This window comes from Halomicrobium sp. HArcht1-1 (genome assembly GCF_058933285.1).
The window spans coordinates 2,097,848-2,112,902 of sequence record NZ_JBZYDL010000001.1; the positions used below are offsets into that span (position 1 = coordinate 2,097,848).

Here is a 15,055-nt window from a genome sequence, read left to right on the forward strand (position 1 = left end):
CGGCGTGGTAGGACCTGCCATGAGTGCGGACCAGCAAACGGAGGGGCAACGCATCCGCTGTCTCGTCGCCAAGGTCGGACTCGACGGCCACGACCGGGGCGCGCACGTGATATCTCGGGCGTTCCGCGACGCCGGCTTCGAAGTGATCTACTCCGGGCTCCACCGCGCCCCCGAGGAGGTCGTCCAGGCGGCCGTCCAGGAGGACGTGGACGTGCTCGGCATCTCGATTCTCTCGGGTGCGCACAACACGCTGGTCCCACAGATCCTCGAAGGGCTCGAAGAGTACGGCGCGTTCGAGGACACGCTCGTCATCGTCGGCGGGATCGTCCCCGACGACGACAAGGCCGAACTGCGCGACCTGGGCGTCGCCGAGATCTTCGGTCCGGGCGCGTCGATGGACGAGATGATCGAGTACGTTCGCGAGCACGCGCCCGACCGCGAGCGATGAGCGATCTCGTCGAGGACCTGCTCGCGGGCGAGCACCGGGCGCTGGCGAGAGTGATCAGCAAGATCGAGGACCGCTCGCCGGGGTACCGCGAGATCGTCTCCGAACTGCACCGCCACACCGGCTCGGCCGACGTGATCGGCGTCACCGGTTCGCCCGGCGCGGGCAAGTCGACGCTGGTCGACAAGGTCGCCGCGACATACCGGGAGCGTGGCGAGACCGTCGGCGTCATCGCGATCGACCCCTCCTCGCCGTTTACCGGTGGGGCCGTGCTTGGCGACCGCATCCGGATGGGCTCGAACGCCGGGGACATGGACGTGTTCTTCCGGTCGATGTCCGCCCGCGGGTCGCTGGGCGGGCTGTCGACGGCGACGACCGACGCGGTCACGGCGCTCGACGCCTTCGGCAAGGACAGAGTCATCATCGAGACCGTCGGTGCCGGGCAAAACGAGATCGACATCGTCAGGACGGCAGACACCGTCGCGGTGCTAGTCCCGCCCGACAGCGGCGACGACGTACAGATGCTCAAAGCGGGCATTCTGGAGATCGCCGACCTCTTCGCGGTCAACAAGGCGGACCTCGACGGCGCGAACCGGACCGTCCAACAGCTCAAGGAGATGCTCCACTACGGCCAGGGACGGACCGGGAACGACGCGGACGACTGGGAGCCGCCGGTGATCGAGACGATCGCCGACAGCGGCGAGGGCGTCGAGGAGTTCCTGGCGGCGGTCGACGACCACCTCGACTACCTCGACGCGTCGGGCCAGCGCGAGGCAAAGCAGCGCTCGCGCTACGCCGCCGAGATCCGGGCGCTGGTGCGGGCAGACACCAACGACCTGCTCGAAGCCGAACTGGCCCAGCGCGGCGGGATCGAGGCGTACGTCGACGAGATCGTGGCCCGCGAGTCCGATCCCTACACCGTCACCGAGGAGATCGTCGCGCCGCTCAGAGAGTGTCTCGACGCGCGCGGCGAGAACTGACCCACCGCCATCCCGACCGCCGCGGGTCGCGGTTCGGGCAGTGATTATTTATCCGACAGGCACTTGCGTTGAGATATGAAACTCCGGAACCTCCTGGGAGTCGCTGCGGGGACGGTCGGGCTGACGGCGCTCGCGAACCGATTGCTGGCGGCGCGAGCCGGCGAGTTCGAGCCGCTGCTCTCGGGCACACAGCGGACCTATCGCTGGCGCGGGTTCGACGTGGCCTACACGGAGGCCGGGGATCCCTCCGATCCGGACCTCGTCCTGTTGCACGGCATCAACGCCGCCGCGTCGAGCCACGAGTTCCACGCCGTCTTCGAGGAACTGGCCGAGGACTACCACGTCCTGGCACCGGACATGCCGGGCTTCGGTCACTCCGACCGGCCGCCGCTGCTGTACTCCTCGTCGCTACTGACGACGTTCGTCACGGACTTTCTGGCCGACAACACCACCGACGCCACGGTCGTCGCGTCGTCGTTGACCGGCTCCTACGCCGCCCTGGCGGCACGGGACGTGGATATAGGGCACCTCGTGCTGATCAGCCCCACCGCCACGTCGATGGGCGGACGCCAGACGTGGCTGCGCTCGCTGTTGCGCTCGCCGATACTCGGACAGGGGATCTACAACCTCGTCGTCAGCAAGCCCTCGTTGCGGTACTTCCACGACGACCACGGGTACTACGACATGGACAACCTCGACGAGGAGATCGTCGACTACGAGTGGCAGTCGGGCCACCAGCCCGGCGCTCGGTTCGCTCCCGCGTCGTTCGTGAGCGGGTTCCTCGACAGCGAGATCGATCTGTCGGCAGAACTGGCTGCCCTCGACGTGCCGGTGACCCTCGTCTGGGGACGTGACGCCGACATCACGCCCCTCTCGAAGGGGCGAGAGCTGGCAGACGAGGCCGACGCCCGGCTGGTCGTCTTCGACGACGCGCTGCTGGTTCCCCACGCGGAACACCCCGACCGGTTCGTCGACGTGGTTCGGGGCGAGTACGACGAAGCCGTCGCGTGAGCTACCGCGGCCGGAAGACGACGGCTCGCTCGCCGGTCGTCTCCCGCTCGCCGATCTCGATCCCGACGGTCGTCCCGATTTCGACGGCGTCGGGTTCGACTCCGCGGACGAGGCCGGTGATCGAGACGGGTCCGAAGTCCGCGATCGCGGTGACGTAGGGCGCGTCGTCCTCGAACTGCGGCGTGGCGACGTGGACGGCCGTGTGGGTCGCAATTTTGCCTGCGTCGGGGAGTCTCTCTCTGGACAGCTTTCGCGAGCCACAGTCGGGACAGACCCGGCGGGGCGGCAGCCAGCCGTGGCCGTTCTCGCAGCCGAGGTAGTAGGGATCGGCCGCCGCGAGCGCGTCCAGCCAGTCGTCGAACGCGCCGTCGCGTGCGCGGTCGGTCATTCGCCCACCTCCAGACCCGCGGTCTGTCGGTTGCCCGCTCGCTCGCCCCGCTCGCTCGCGGGACCGCCGGGAGAGCAGCCCACTCCCGAGGCGGGCGCATTCGCGTCACGTCGTTCGCTCATTCGCCCACCTCCAGTACGTGGACCGTCGTACTCGCGACCGTCCCACCGGCGTTGTGGGCGACGCCGACGGTGGCGTCTGGCACGGCGTCGGCGCGGGGATGGGAGCCGTCGAGGAGCCACGCGATCGTCGCGAGCTGTGCGACGCCGGTCGCGCCGACCGGGTGCCCCTTCGCTTTCAGCCCCCCCGAGAGGTTCACCGGCAACTCGCCGTGGCGGGTCGTCGTCCCGTCGCGGGCAGCCGTGATGGCCTCGCCGCGCTCGAAGAGCCCCAGCGACTCCAGTGCGAGCACCTCGGCGATGGTAAAGCAGTCGTGTACCTCCGCCACGTCGACGGCGTCTGGCCCGACCCCGGCGTCGTCGTAGGCTTCCCGTGCGGCCTTGTCGGCGGCGGGGGTCTGTGCGTAGTGAGCGCGGTCCTGAAGCGCGAGGTTGTCGCCGCCCTGTCCGGTCCCAGAGATCCGGACCGGCGCGTCGAGGTCGTGCTCGGCGGCGTAGGCCTCGCTGGTGACGATCGCCGCCGCAGCGCCGTCGGTGATCGGACAGGCGTCGTACAGCCCGAGGGGCTCGGCGACCATCGGAGCATCCAGTGCGTCGGCGACGCTGATCTCCTTCTGGAGCTGGGCGTGGTCGTTGACCAGCGCGTGCTCGTGGTTCTTGACCGCGACGTGTGCGAGGTCCTCCCGAGAGCCGCCGTACTCCTCGAAGTACGAGCGGGCCATGAGCGCGTACGCTCCGGGGAAGGTCATGCCGGCGCGAATCTCGTAGAGGTCGTCGGCCGCGATCGAGAGGGCGTCGGTCGCTCCGGCGGTCCCGATGTTGGTCATGCGTTCGGCACCGCCGACCATGACCACGTCGGCCTCGCCCGAGCGGATCGCCCGGACGGCGCTCCGTATCGCCGCGCCGGCAGAGGCACAGGCGGCCTCGTAGCGCGTCGCGGGCGCGTCGACACCGACCATCTCGGCCATCAGCGGCCCCTGATGGCCCTGGTGTTCGGCGAGTTCGCCCATGAAGTTCCCGTAGTACAGTGCCTCGACGTCCGCGGCCGGAACTCCGGACTGGTCGAGCGCCTCGAGCCCGGCCTCCGCGAAGAGGTCACGGCCAGTGCGTTCGGGGTAGCTCCCGAACGTCGTGACGCCGGCCCCGGCAACGCGTGGGTCAGTCATTAGCCGATTGATCGGTCTCGGTACTTAAATGCCTGCCGCCCGTGTGACAACTTGCCACGAAATCGCCCGGCGAGAATCGCAATACAGCGCCGTTCCTAATGGTCGTTCGGTATATTCCTTCGTGGCGATCTACGACCTTCGTAGGCAATAGACCGGCGGCGAGCGGACGGTCGTGCCTTACTCGACGATCTCGGCGATCTGGCGTGGCTCGCCCGAGAGGGAGGGCTCGGGTTCGACGATCTTGAGCACCTCGTGGTCGGTCACGTCCGGGTAGGACTTCCCGACCGCGTCCTCGATCAACGCCTTCTCCAGACGAAATTCGGTTCCGTCGTACACCACGTCGACACCCTGCTCGTCGAACGAAAGGACAGTCATGCTCGCCGGTACGCGCAGGACGAACAAAAGGGTTGCAGACGGCGACGACCGGCGAGGCCGGGCACGTCAGACAGTCGTCAGACGCCCGTCAGTCACAGCATGAGGCTTTAAGACCGCAGAAAACCGTATTGTATGCGTGCGACTCGGCTCCGATCCCCTCGACCGACTGAGTATTCCCGACGGCACGACCGTCGAGGAGCACGATCTGGTCACCGACGGGAACGTCATCGTCGGCGGCCAGAGCACGGTCGACTTCGGGGTCCGGGGCCACTCGGTCATGGCGGGCGAGCGGGTCTCCTTCGGCGGCCACATCGAGGCCGAGGGCGACTGCCGGCTCGACATGTGGTGTACCGTCGACGACAACGTGCTGGTCGGAGAGAACGCGTACCTCGGCGAGCGCGTCCAGATCGACGGGGAGCTGAAGGTCGCGGGTGACCTCGACATCGGCGACGACGTGGACATCGAAGACGGCTTCGAGGCCAACGGCTGGATCGTCATCCGCAACCCGATGCCGACGATCGTCTTCCTGTTCGTCTACCTCTCCCAGCTGCTCCGGGTCGGCGAGGAGGAGGCCGCCGAGGAAGTCCTCTCCTCGCTGACCGACGACGACGGGCCGGACCACGACCCCCTCCTGATCCCTCGGGGCGCGACCGTGAGCGACGACCGCTGGCAGGTCTCCACGCCCGCGACGATCGGCGACGACTGTCGGCTCCACGGCAACGTCCGGGCCGAGGAACTGACAGTCGGACGCGACGGCGTGGTCTTCGGGAGTCTCCGCGCGAGAGGTGACATCGTCGTCGGCCGCGGGACGGAGATCAAAGGCGACGTGACGACCCGGAGCGGCGACGTTCGGATCGGTCCCGGCGTCACGGTCTGGGGCGACGTGGTGGCGGAGAACGTCGCGCTCCACGAGAACGCCACCGTCGACGGGACGATGCGAGCCAGCGGCGAGATGCGGATGCACACCGACGAGGTGCTCGACCGCCCCGACGAGACGGCCGAAGCGATGGCCGAGGCCGCGGAGGAACTCGGCGACGACCAGGCGGCGATCGCCGCTGCCGACGAGACGGCCGCGGGCGAAAACGACGAGACGAGCGAGGAAGGGCAGGGAGCAGCGAGTGACGAAGCGGCCGATGCGACGACGAGCGACGACGAGCCCGTCGAAGCACGCGAGTGATGTCGGCGGCCGTCACTCGTCGATCGTGACGCCGGAGAACTCGAACCGTGCGCCGCCGGCCTCGCCGTCGGTGAGCGTGATCTGCCAGCCGTGGGCGTCGGCGATCCCGGAGACGATCGCGAGCCCGAATCCGGTCCCGTTGGGTGCGGTCGAGTACTGGGTGTCGAAGACCCGATCTCGGTCGGCCGCGGGAATGCCACAGCCGTCGTCTGCCACGTAGAAGCCGTCCGGGAGCGTTCCGACTCGAACTGTCGTGTCCGCTCCGGCGTGCTCGACCGCGTTGCGCAGGAGGTTTTCGAGGAGCTGTCTGAGCCGGATCTCGCTGGCACGAATCTGTAGGTCGGTCTCGACGACGAGCGTCGCCTCGTCGGTCCGGAGGTTCTGCCAGGCGGTCTCGACGATCTTCGCGAGCGGGACCGTCTGGAGTTCGCCCACGGCGTCGCCCTGGCGGGTCAGGGCGAGGATGTCGGTGATCATGTCCTCCATGCGATCGATCGCGCGGTGCCCGCGGTCGAAGTGCACTCGATCGCCGGTCTCGGCCGCGCCGTCGAGTGCCCCACGCAACACCTGCAACGGGTTCCGGAGATCGTGAGAGACCACCGACGCGAACTCTTCGAGGCGGTCGTTCTTGCGCTGGAGTTCGCGCTCGCGTTCTCGCTGGTCGCTCACGTCGCGGCTGATCGCCAGGAACCGCTCGCCGTCGTCGACCCCCAGACAGCGGATGTGGACCTCCGTGGGGAACATCGTGCCGTCTCGACACAGGAACTCGCCTTCCGAGCGACACCTGTCGCCGGGTTCCATTCCCTCCCAGAGCGACAGCGCGCGCTCCGGATCGGCGGCCTGATCGAGGTCCCAGACGGACATGTCGGTCAGCGTCGCCTCGTCGTAGCCGGTCATCTCGCGCAGTTGGGCGTTGGTCTCGACGATCCGTCCCTCGGCGTCGTGGACGTTGATCATGTCGGGTGAGTGTTCGAACAGCGCCCTGAGCCGCCGCCGGGACTGTCTGAGTTCCGCCTGGCGTTCGTGTTCGCTCGTGACTTCTCGGACGACGACGAGGAGCGTCTCCGAGTCCCCGTCGCTCCCGATCGGCCGGATCTGTGCCTCGTGGAACACACGTCCGTCCAGTGGCTCCGGACCGACGGTGTACGACACTGCCTCGTCGGACGCCACCGATTCCCGGTATCGAGACTCGATTGTGGGGCCGTACTCCGGACCGAACGCCTCGGTCGGCGTCCGGCCTTCGATTTCTGCGACCGACGTACCGGCCAGCTCCGCGAGCCGCTCGTTACACCGGCGATACCGGCAGTCGTCTCCGGAGAGTTCGACGATCGCGACGCCACAGTCGACGTGCTCGAACACCGCCGTCCACTCGGACGGCGTGAGCGTCCGTGTAGTCGTCACCGCCGACGAGACGGCGGTTCGAACCCGTCGAGCCAGCAGCGTCGCCTGCTCCGTCGCCGGCCAGCACAAGACCTCGGTCGCGCCCGCATCGATCGCGTCGGCGGCGACCCCCGTCGCCGCGGCGTCCGTAGTGACGACGACCGGCAGCGCTGGCCGCCGCTCGTGGACGGCGTCGAGTACGTCACGGACGAGCGGCCAGGACAGATCACGACCGATGACGAGACAGTCGAACGCGTCAGTGTCCGCTTCGAGCCGTCCGACCACCTCGTCGATCCCGGTGACGGTTTCCACCCGGAACTGCTCACCGGTCCGGTTCAGCACCGCCCCCACGTCGTCACTGTCTCCCCGCTGCGCGCAGACAGCCAACACCCGAGTCGTGGATTGCACTGGATTATTGTTTGCATCGCCGTACAAAAGTTCGACTCCTAGATCGAGAAACGATACCGTCCAGACGGTACCAGGGCAGTCGGAAATCGGTAGCCGTCCGGGGGCGCGGCTACGGCACGACGCCGTGTCTGCCACGGGAAGCGGTACTGCAGGGAACCGAAACCCCCTTTTCGGTGACCGCGGTAGGAGGTGGCATGCTCTCTGTGGCGCTGGCGGGCAAGCCAAACGCCGGCAAGTCTACGTTCTACACCGCCGCGACCGAATCGGAGGTCGACGTGGGGAACTACCCGTTTACGACCATCGACGCCAACCGCGGCGTCAGCTACGTCCGCACCGACTGTCCCTGTCTCGACCGGGAGGAGCGCTGTGGCGACGAACACTGTCGAGACGGCAAGCGCTACGTCCCGGTCGAACTGCTCGACGTGGCCGGACTCGTTCCCGGTGCCCACGAGGGGCGCGGACTGGGCAACCAGTTCCTCGACGAGTTGACCAACGCCGACGTGATCCTCAACGTCGTCGACGCCTCCGGTGGGACCAACGAGGAGGGTGAACCCGTCGAGATCGGCGACCACGACCCCGTCGAAGACGTGGACTTCGTCGAGACGGAACTGGACCTCTGGCTGGCCAGCATCGTCGACCGCAACTGGGAGGCCGTCGAGCGGGCCTCCCGTTCGCCGGAGTTCGACCTCGACGAGGAGCTGACCGACATGCTCACCGGCGTCGGAGCGACGCCCAAAGACGTGGCGACGGTGCTGCGAGAGATGAGTTATCCCGAGGACCCGATCGCCTGGACCGACGACCACCGCGAGACGCTGGCCCGCGAGATCCGCCTGCGGACCAAGCCCATCGTCGTCGTCGCCAACAAGGCCGACATCGCACCCCCGGAGAACGTCGAACGGCTCCGTGAAGCCGCCGAGGTGGTGGTCCCGGCGACCGCCGACGGCGAACTCGGCCTGCGCCGGGCCGCGGACGCGGGCGTCGTCGACTACGATCCCGGCGACGACGACTTTCAGATCCTCGGTGACGTGAGCGACGACCAGCGCGAGGGGCTCGAACAGATCCGCGACGTGATGGACGAGTGGGACGGGACCGGCGTCCAGCAGGCCCTCGACCGCGCCGTCTACGACCTCCTGGACATGCTGACGGCCTACCCGGTCCAGAGCGAGAGCAAGTGGACCGACGGCCAGGGCAACGTCCTCCCGGACGCCTTCCTGCTCCCCGACGGCTCGACGCCGAAGGATCTCGCCTACGCGGTCCACTCGGACATCGGCGAGGGGTACCTCCACGCCGTCGACGCCCGCGAGGACCGACGGATCAGCGACGATCACGAGCTCTCTGAGGGCGACGTCATCAAGATCGTCAGCTCGAACTAGGTCGTCGCCATCGGGAACCGTTCTACAGCGGTCCCAGCCACACCGCGGCCACGAGCACCGCGAGGAAGACGTACGAACCGCGGATCAAGAGCTTCGTCGCGAGTTCCGGCCCGGCATCGCGTGCAAGGAGCGCGACCCCGAGGAAGGCAACGGCCGCGAGCCCACCGCTGGGCGGGATGCCCGGCAGCGTCAGCGCCGCGACGACCACGGCGGCCATGCCGGTGAGCATCAGCCCGTACGCGACACGGCGTGCGCGGGCAGGGCCGAGGACGACCGCGACGGTCCGCTTGCCGATCGATCGGTCGTAGTCGTAGTCGGTCGCGTCGTCGATCACTTTGATCCCCGAGAGGACGACGAGGAAGACGGCAGCCAGCGCGAGCATCGTCGCCGTCAGGGTCGTCGTCTGGACGTAGTAGCCGCCCAGCAGTGCCAGCGCGATCCCGGTGGGGTAGCCGACCGTCGCCGTCAGCGGGTGCATGTCCAGCTGGGGCGCGTGGTGGAACCCGATCAGCCAGCCCGGCAGCGTCAGCAGCGCGGCCGGGAGGTTCACGAGGACCGCGAGCGCGACCGTCGCGGCCAGGAACCCCGCCGTCGACAGCGCCAGCGCGACCCGACAGCCACGTTCCGTGAGCGGATGTGCCTCGTCCTCGCCGCGCCCGTAGAAGTCGACGTAGCCGTCCTTGACGTGGGCCGTGTACAGCCCACAGAACACCGCGACGGCGTGCAGCGCGGCCAGTCGAACCGAGAACGACGACCCGTACAGCCCCCCGAACAGCGACGCTGCGACCGGCGGGAGCATGAACACGGGGTGGATCTGAGAGGCGAGTGCCCGAACCGCCGGAACCGGCCCCCGTCCCTCGGTGGCGAGTGGCATACGCGACACGTCGAACCGAACTGACAAAAAGTCGAGCCCCGGCGGTCGAACGGAGCGTCCGGAGGCCGCGCTACGCCCAGTTGCCGCGGTCGAGGACGAACCCGGAGACGTGCGAGGCCAGTTCTCGGGCCGCCCGCTCGCTGTGGGCGTGCAGTTCGCCCGAGACGTGGCCGGCCTCGCCGCCCACGCCCTCCGCCTCGGAGATCGGGTCGGTCCCCGTCGGGTAGCCCCGGCGCGAGCGGACCCGATCCCGGAGCGACTGAACGACGCCGCTGGCGAGGCGAGCGTCGAGGTGCTGGAGGTCGTACTTGACGATGTACCCGCGGTCGGCGTCCCGGACGGCGAGTACCGGCTCGCCACGGTCGCGACAGCGGTCCCAGATCGCGCGCTGCTCGTCGCGGCTCTCGTAGACCGGCACGTTCGACGATGCCAGGTGATCCATACGTCTCTGGTAAGGGTCGGGACGATAATGTGGCTGTCGCCTACTGGACGGTGACGTAGCTCAGGACGGCGATCGCGACGAACTGCAGGCTCCGGAGGACGAGGACGGCCTGCTGGACGTGGGGGTCTCCAGCGTAGAGACTCGACATCGAGAAGAAGAAGTAGACCGCGACGGCGTTCTCCGCGAGCATCGCGACGGCGAAGACGACCAGTCCGCCCACGAGGTTCGTCCGGAACGTCGAGTAGTTGCGGATCCAGATCCCGATCAGTGGCAACAGGATGAGCACGTTCAGGGCCGCCAGCGCCGAGGCCGCCTTGATGAGTGGTCCCATCGCCATTAGTCGATCCGCTCCATGATCTCTTCGAACGTCTCTCGGTTCCGCTCGAACCGATCTGTCAGGAAGTACAGTTTCGCGTAGTCGGTGTCGCCGGGTTCGACGACGTCGTGTTCGATCAACTGGTCCATGTGGTGTCGGATCGTCTTGTAGCCCACGTCGAGTTCCTCCGCGAGTTCGTTTGCGTTCATCGGTCTGTCAGAGAGCGCGTCGATGATTCGAGCGCGATTTTCCCCACCTCGTGTCGCAGTCAGTAAATACCAGAGGGCCTTCTCCATCGCACCATCTTGAAATAACTCCAGCGGCGTCGATTATAGTCCTGTCCATCGCGTCGGCTCGGTGTCATACTGCCGGCTGTAACTTCGTGACGATCTTCGCCACCCCGGGGTGGCGAAATCGTTCACAGATGTACAGCCGGTAGTATCAATGACGGGGCGGGCACACAAAACGGTTGTTCGAAGGCCGTCCCGAAAGTGGGTCGAATGCGACCCACATCGCGGACCGCCCAGACATCGGTGCGACGCCGTCGATCTGATCCGGCTACCGACGCGTCGCCTCCTCGGGACCGACTGTCGTCGGTGTCTTATCGGGGCTGGACGAGCACGCGAAGCACGTCGCTGGTGTCGGGGTAGTCGTAGCCGTTGATCGTCTCGATCGGTGCGACGGTGCCACGCTCGACCAGGCCGACGCCGGCTCCCCGCTGGCGCTGGACCTGGTTCTCGCCGACGCCGGGCTCCTCGTTGATCTCGGTCCCTGCGTCCCAGAGATCGACGTGGTCTGTCACGTCGCCCTGGGTCGACTGTTCGTCCGAACTGAGTGGGATCCCCGTCGCACCCCCCAGCGCGTAGAAGAGGTCGTTGGACGGGACGAACATCGTCACCATCGAGAGATACAGATCGTCGGTCTCCAGTCGTTCGGTCTCGAAGTCGTAGGAGTGGTTGGGCAGTAGCGGACCGGGTTCGTCGCTACCGGCCGGAACTGCCTGGACACCGGCGTCGTGGACCGCCTCCCGCTCGCCGAGCGACGCGACGAGAGACGCGGGCGAGCCGTCTTCGGCGACGCCTTCGAGCCCGTTGCTCCGCGCCGGCTCACCGGCGGTGAAGATCGGTTCGTCGGCTTCGTGGACCGCGTAGACGACCGGCGAGAGCGGGACCGGCTGCTGGGCCGCGTCACCCTCGGCCGTCGTCTGGAGCGTCTGTCCGTCCGAGACGTTCGTGACACGAACGTTGTACCGAAGCTTCTGTGCGCTCTGTACGGTCGCCGCGACCGTCCCGGTCCCACCCAGCAGGACGGCTCCGGCACCCGCAACGAAGCCGCGTCGTGACACCCGTCGACCGTGCGATTCCTCCGTCGTCGCTGTGTTGTCGTCTGTCATCGTCGTTCAGTGCCAGCTGGCACGAGCGATCGAACGGAGGTTAGTTTAAAGAGTATTTTTCTGAAACGATCCACACTGTGGGCTAACTCCGTTCCAAATTCGACTCAGATGTCGGCCAGTCGGAACAGCGGACCGGAGCCGTCGGCGAGAACCGCGGTCACGCGTCGGAGTGCACTCCCGAGGACGAAGCCACAGACCGCGATCGGGGTCCCGAAGGCGACCGCGAACAGAGCCGCGATCGCGACGGCGTCGGGGAGCGAGACGACGCTCGCGCCGTACTCGTAGGTGACGGTCGTGCCGTACCGGGCGACGCCGACGCCGAAGACCGGTCCCGCGACGAGCAGGGTCGTCGGCACCAGCCCGGAGTTGACCGCTGCGCTCGCGGTGGCGAGGACGAGCAGTGCCGCGACACCGAGGAAGACGACCAGCGCCGGCTCGGTGCCGTACCAGGTCCCGCGGACCCACGCTTCCAGCGTCGCGTACCCCATGGTCGACCTGACCCACCACGTCGTCAGGAGCGCCAGCGGGACCGACAGCAGTCCGGCCAGCAGCGACACCGCCACACGACGGCCGAGCAGGCCGTGGCGAACGGGACCGGCCAGTCCGCGCTTGACCGGACCAGAGAGGAGCGACCGGCCTTTTCGCGTGGCTGTCGCGAGCGTCGAGCGAGCGATCGTCCAGGTCCATCCCAGCGCCGACAGACACAGCGCGAACGCACGGCCGAAGGCGGCCATCGTCCACGAGAGGGCGGTGAGGGCGATCGAGGCGGCTCGATGCGACGCTGCGGGGAGGGAGCGTTCAGGGCGCATAGTCAAACGTTCACCGGCGGTGATATTAGACGTTCCGGAGCGTCACTCGACGGCCGCGAGCGCCTCGTCCATGATCGACAGCGCCTCCTTCAGCGTCTCCACGTCGACGGGATACGAGATGCGGGCGTAGCCCGCGCCCTGAGCACCGAAGGCCTCGCCCGGGACGACGACGACACCGCGCTCGATGCACTCGTCGACGAACCCCTCGGGCACCTTCGGCATCGCGTAGAAGGCCCCTTCTGGCGTGGGACACTCCAGGCCGATGTCTTCGAGGCCGTCCAGCAACACGTCACGACGCTGCTCGAAGGCGGCCCGCATCTCCTCGACCACGTCCTGTGGCCCCGAGAGCGCGGCCTCCGCCGCGAACTGGGCCGGCGCGCTCGCACAGGCCTGTGCGTACTGGTGGACCCGCAGCATGCGCTCGATGCGGTCGCTGGCACCCGTGACCCAGCCCAGCCGCCAGCCGGTCATCGAGTAGCTCTTCGAGCAGGCGTTGACGACGACGACGTTGCCCGTCTCGGTGAACTCCGCGGGCGTCCGGTGTTCGCCGTCGAAGACGATGTGTTCGTACACCTCGTCGGAGAGACAGAGCACGTCGTGTTCGTCGGCGATGCGAGCGAACGCGCGCATGTCGTCGGGCGACTGGACCGCCCCGGTCGGGTTGGCCGGACTGTTGACGATGAAGGCGGCCGTCTCCTCGGTGATCGCCTCCTCGACGGTCGCCGGATCGAGCGTCAGATCGTCCCGCAGCGGGACCGGCTTGGGCGTCCCGCCAGCGAGGTGGGTCAGCGCGTCGTAGGAGACGAAGCCGGGGTCGGGGAAGATCACTTCCTGGCCCGCGTCGACGTGGGCCTCAAGCGCGATGTGCAGCGCCTCGCTGCCGCCGGCCGTCGCGATCACGTCGTCGGGATCGACCGACAGATCGTTGTCGCGCGCGTGCTTGTCCGCGATCGCCTCCCGTAGCTCGCGGGTCCCCTTGTTCGACGTGTAGGCGTCTGCTTTCCCCGCCTGGATCGCCTCGACCGCAGCCTGACGGGCGTGGTCCGGCGTCGGAAAGTCAGGCTGGCCCAGCCCGAGGTTGATCGCGTCCTCGCCCGCGGCCTCGAAGACCTCGCGGATCCCCGAGATCGACACCTGCTCGACTCGACGGGAGAACTCTGTCATACTCTATCGGCCGGCTTCGGGGCCGATAACTCTTGATGATCCGGCCGGTGGCGGCGACGGCGTGTGGTGGCCGCGCCCGCTCCGTATCACTCGTCGGCGGCCGCCCGCAGATCGTCGATGTGGGCTTCCAGTCGACGCAGGGCCGCGTCGGCGTCGTCGTATCCTCGGTCGTAGTCGGCGTAGCAGTCGTCGGCCGCTGCCAGGAACTCGTCGACGGCGTCTTCGAGATCGCTCATACCCTGGGTTCGTCGTCCGCGTACGGAAACCCTGCGATTTCGGAGCGACCCGTCAGGCATTTGCCCGAGCCAGCCCGAGTGAGAGGCGATGGAACTCACCTACGACGACCGGGCCGTCGTCGTCGGGGAGACGCTGGTACTGGCCGACCTCCACGTCGGCAAGGGGTCCTCGAACCTGGAACTGCCGGTCGGGGACAGTACCGACACGCTGGATCGACTCGACGGGCTGCTGGCGCGCCACGAGCCCGAGACGGTCGTGATCGCTGGCGACCTGTTGCACTCGTTTACCACGGTCCCGCGGACGGTCTCGGACACCCTCACGGAGATCCAACAGCGCTGTCGCGCACACGACGCGCGCCCGATCGTCACGCCCGGGAACCACGACACCATGCTCGACTCGGTGTGGGACGGGGCGACCACGCCCGAGTACGCGGTCGGCGACACCGTGATCTGTCACGGCCACGAGGCCCCCGAGACCGCCGGTGAGCGGTACATCGTCGGCCACGACCACCCGACGATCGAGATCGAGGGGCAGCGACGCCCGTGCTATCTCGTCGCCGAGGACGCCTACGAGCACGCTGACGTGGTGATGGTGCCGGCGTTCAACCGCCTGCTGGCCGGCGTGCGGGTCAACGAGATGCGCGCCGACGAGTTCATGTCGCCGCTGATCCGGTCGGTCGACCAGTTCCGTCCGCTCGTCTGGGACGAGGCCGGCAACGAACGCCTCGATTTCCCCCCGCTCGGAGAGTTCCGGCAACTGCTGTAGCGTTCGAAGCGGCAGATATTTTGCCCGTCACGGTGGATCGACGGATATGGTTGCGACCAACGCCGCAGTGGCACTCATCGTCACGACGATCGTCGTCCTCGCGTTGCTGACGCTGGCGACGGTACACTACGTGCCGAAGGTGCTGCCAGGAAACGACGAGCACGGCGAGGGAGACGACGAGGGAAATGAGCGACCGCCCGGCGGTCACGCCGCTTGAGCGCGTCCTCCTTTTG

Annotated in this window: 20 protein-coding genes; 7 read left to right on the plus strand and 13 right to left on the minus strand. The window is 67.8% G+C overall.

All coding sequences use genetic code 11. The features are described 5' to 3' along the window. Positions 1-19: 19 nt before the first annotated feature. The 3 genes from AC5FRZ_RS11090 (at position 20) to AC5FRZ_RS11100 (ending at position 2,436) form a co-directional block, all read left to right on the plus strand. A complete protein-coding gene (locus tag AC5FRZ_RS11090; RefSeq protein ID WP_153553851.1) occupies positions 20-448 on the plus strand; it encodes a cobalamin B12-binding domain-containing protein in 429 nt (142 codons plus the stop codon). Then, positions 445-1,425, plus strand: coding sequence for a methylmalonyl Co-A mutase-associated GTPase MeaB (meaB, locus tag AC5FRZ_RS11095; RefSeq protein WP_153553852.1), 981 nt, complete (start codon positions 445-447; stop codon positions 1,423-1,425). The genes AC5FRZ_RS11090 and meaB overlap by 4 nt, the downstream gene beginning before the upstream one ends. Before the next feature lie 75 nt (positions 1,426-1,500). Beyond that, complete coding sequence (locus AC5FRZ_RS11100; protein ID WP_493564601.1) at positions 1,501-2,436, plus strand: alpha/beta fold hydrolase; 936 nt, start codon at positions 1,501-1,503, stop codon at positions 2,434-2,436. 1 nt (position 2,437) lies between these two features. On the opposite strand, the gene AC5FRZ_RS11105 is transcribed toward AC5FRZ_RS11100, so the two are convergent. From AC5FRZ_RS11105 to AC5FRZ_RS11120, 4 genes are all read right to left on the minus strand, one after another. After that, entirely contained in the window at positions 2,438-2,824 is a 387-nt protein-coding gene (locus AC5FRZ_RS11105; RefSeq protein WP_170094833.1) for a Zn-ribbon domain-containing OB-fold protein, read from the minus strand. Further along, complete coding sequence (locus tag AC5FRZ_RS11110; protein WP_493564602.1) at positions 2,821-2,946, minus strand: hypothetical protein; 126 nt, start codon at positions 2,944-2,946, stop codon at positions 2,821-2,823. The genes AC5FRZ_RS11105 and AC5FRZ_RS11110 overlap by 4 nt, the downstream gene beginning before the upstream one ends. Next, positions 2,943-4,109: a thiolase C-terminal domain-containing protein gene (locus AC5FRZ_RS11115; RefSeq protein ID WP_493564603.1), complete on the minus strand. Its 1,167-nt coding sequence runs from the start codon at positions 4,107-4,109 to the stop codon at positions 2,943-2,945. Before AC5FRZ_RS11115 ends, AC5FRZ_RS11110 begins: the two co-directional genes overlap by 4 nt. A gap of 177 nt (positions 4,110-4,286) precedes the next feature. After that, a complete protein-coding gene (locus tag AC5FRZ_RS11120; RefSeq protein WP_015763758.1) occupies positions 4,287-4,484 on the minus strand; it encodes a DUF5800 family protein in 198 nt (65 codons plus the stop codon). A 136-nt stretch (positions 4,485-4,620) separates the two neighbouring features. On the opposite strand from AC5FRZ_RS11120, the gene AC5FRZ_RS11125 reads away from it, so the two are divergent. After that, positions 4,621-5,661, plus strand: a complete 1,041-nt coding sequence (locus AC5FRZ_RS11125) for a polymer-forming cytoskeletal protein (RefSeq protein WP_493564604.1) — start codon at positions 4,621-4,623, stop codon at positions 5,659-5,661. Between the two features lie 12 nt (positions 5,662-5,673). Here AC5FRZ_RS11125 and AC5FRZ_RS11130 read toward each other — a convergent pair whose 3' ends face one another. After that, positions 5,674-7,431, minus strand: a complete 1,758-nt coding sequence (locus AC5FRZ_RS11130) for a PAS domain S-box protein (protein WP_493565083.1) — start codon at positions 7,429-7,431, stop codon at positions 5,674-5,676. A 212-nt stretch (positions 7,432-7,643) separates the two neighbouring features. Between AC5FRZ_RS11130 and AC5FRZ_RS11135 the strand changes: the two genes are divergently transcribed. Next, positions 7,644-8,822, plus strand: coding sequence for a redox-regulated ATPase YchF (locus AC5FRZ_RS11135; RefSeq protein WP_153553860.1), 1,179 nt, complete (start codon positions 7,644-7,646; stop codon positions 8,820-8,822). Positions 8,823-8,844: 22 nt separating this feature from the next. Here AC5FRZ_RS11135 and AC5FRZ_RS11140 read toward each other — a convergent pair whose 3' ends face one another. The 8 genes from AC5FRZ_RS11140 to AC5FRZ_RS11175 form a co-directional block, all read right to left on the minus strand. Next, on the minus strand, positions 8,845-9,696 hold the full coding sequence (locus AC5FRZ_RS11140; protein WP_170094841.1) for a UbiA family prenyltransferase: 852 nt from the start codon (positions 9,694-9,696) through the stop codon (positions 8,845-8,847). A gap of 70 nt (positions 9,697-9,766) precedes the next feature. Further along, positions 9,767-10,138 carry a hypothetical protein gene (locus AC5FRZ_RS11145; protein ID WP_493564605.1) on the minus strand — a complete coding sequence of 124 codons (372 nt, stop codon included), beginning with the start codon at positions 10,136-10,138 and terminating at the stop codon, positions 9,767-9,769. Between the two features lie 40 nt (positions 10,139-10,178). After that, positions 10,179-10,475, minus strand: coding sequence for a DUF8036 family membrane protein (locus AC5FRZ_RS11150; RefSeq protein ID WP_015763764.1), 297 nt, complete (start codon positions 10,473-10,475; stop codon positions 10,179-10,181). Beyond that, the gene (locus AC5FRZ_RS11155) at positions 10,475-10,750 is read right to left on the minus strand and encodes a winged helix-turn-helix domain-containing protein (protein WP_015763765.1); all 276 of its coding nucleotides are present in this window, start codon (positions 10,748-10,750) and stop codon (positions 10,475-10,477) included. Before AC5FRZ_RS11155 ends, AC5FRZ_RS11150 begins: the two co-directional genes overlap by 1 nt. Before the next feature lie 305 nt (positions 10,751-11,055). Next, complete coding sequence (locus AC5FRZ_RS11160) at positions 11,056-11,847, minus strand: spondin domain-containing protein (RefSeq protein ID WP_493564606.1); 792 nt, start codon at positions 11,845-11,847, stop codon at positions 11,056-11,058. Positions 11,848-11,951: 104 nt separating this feature from the next. Continuing rightward, on the minus strand, positions 11,952-12,656 hold the full coding sequence (locus tag AC5FRZ_RS11165) for a DUF8071 domain-containing protein (RefSeq protein WP_493564607.1): 705 nt from the start codon (positions 12,654-12,656) through the stop codon (positions 11,952-11,954). Between the two features lie 42 nt (positions 12,657-12,698). Further along, positions 12,699-13,820: a pyridoxal phosphate-dependent aminotransferase gene (locus tag AC5FRZ_RS11170; RefSeq protein WP_170094844.1), complete on the minus strand. Its 1,122-nt coding sequence runs from the start codon at positions 13,818-13,820 to the stop codon at positions 12,699-12,701. An 86-nt stretch (positions 13,821-13,906) separates the two neighbouring features. Continuing rightward, positions 13,907-14,056 carry a hypothetical protein gene (locus AC5FRZ_RS11175; protein WP_018258172.1) on the minus strand — a complete coding sequence of 50 codons (150 nt, stop codon included), beginning with the start codon at positions 14,054-14,056 and terminating at the stop codon, positions 13,907-13,909. Positions 14,057-14,144: 88 nt separating this feature from the next. On the opposite strand from AC5FRZ_RS11175, the gene AC5FRZ_RS11180 reads away from it, so the two are divergent. Together AC5FRZ_RS11180 and AC5FRZ_RS11185 are read left to right on the plus strand one after the other, a co-directional pair. After that, on the plus strand, positions 14,145-14,822 hold the full coding sequence (locus AC5FRZ_RS11180) for a metallophosphoesterase (RefSeq protein ID WP_493564608.1): 678 nt from the start codon (positions 14,145-14,147) through the stop codon (positions 14,820-14,822). Positions 14,823-14,868: 46 nt separating this feature from the next. Continuing rightward, entirely contained in the window at positions 14,869-15,039 is a 171-nt protein-coding gene (locus AC5FRZ_RS11185) for a hypothetical protein (protein WP_170094846.1), read from the plus strand. Positions 15,040-15,055 lie beyond the last annotated feature (16 nt).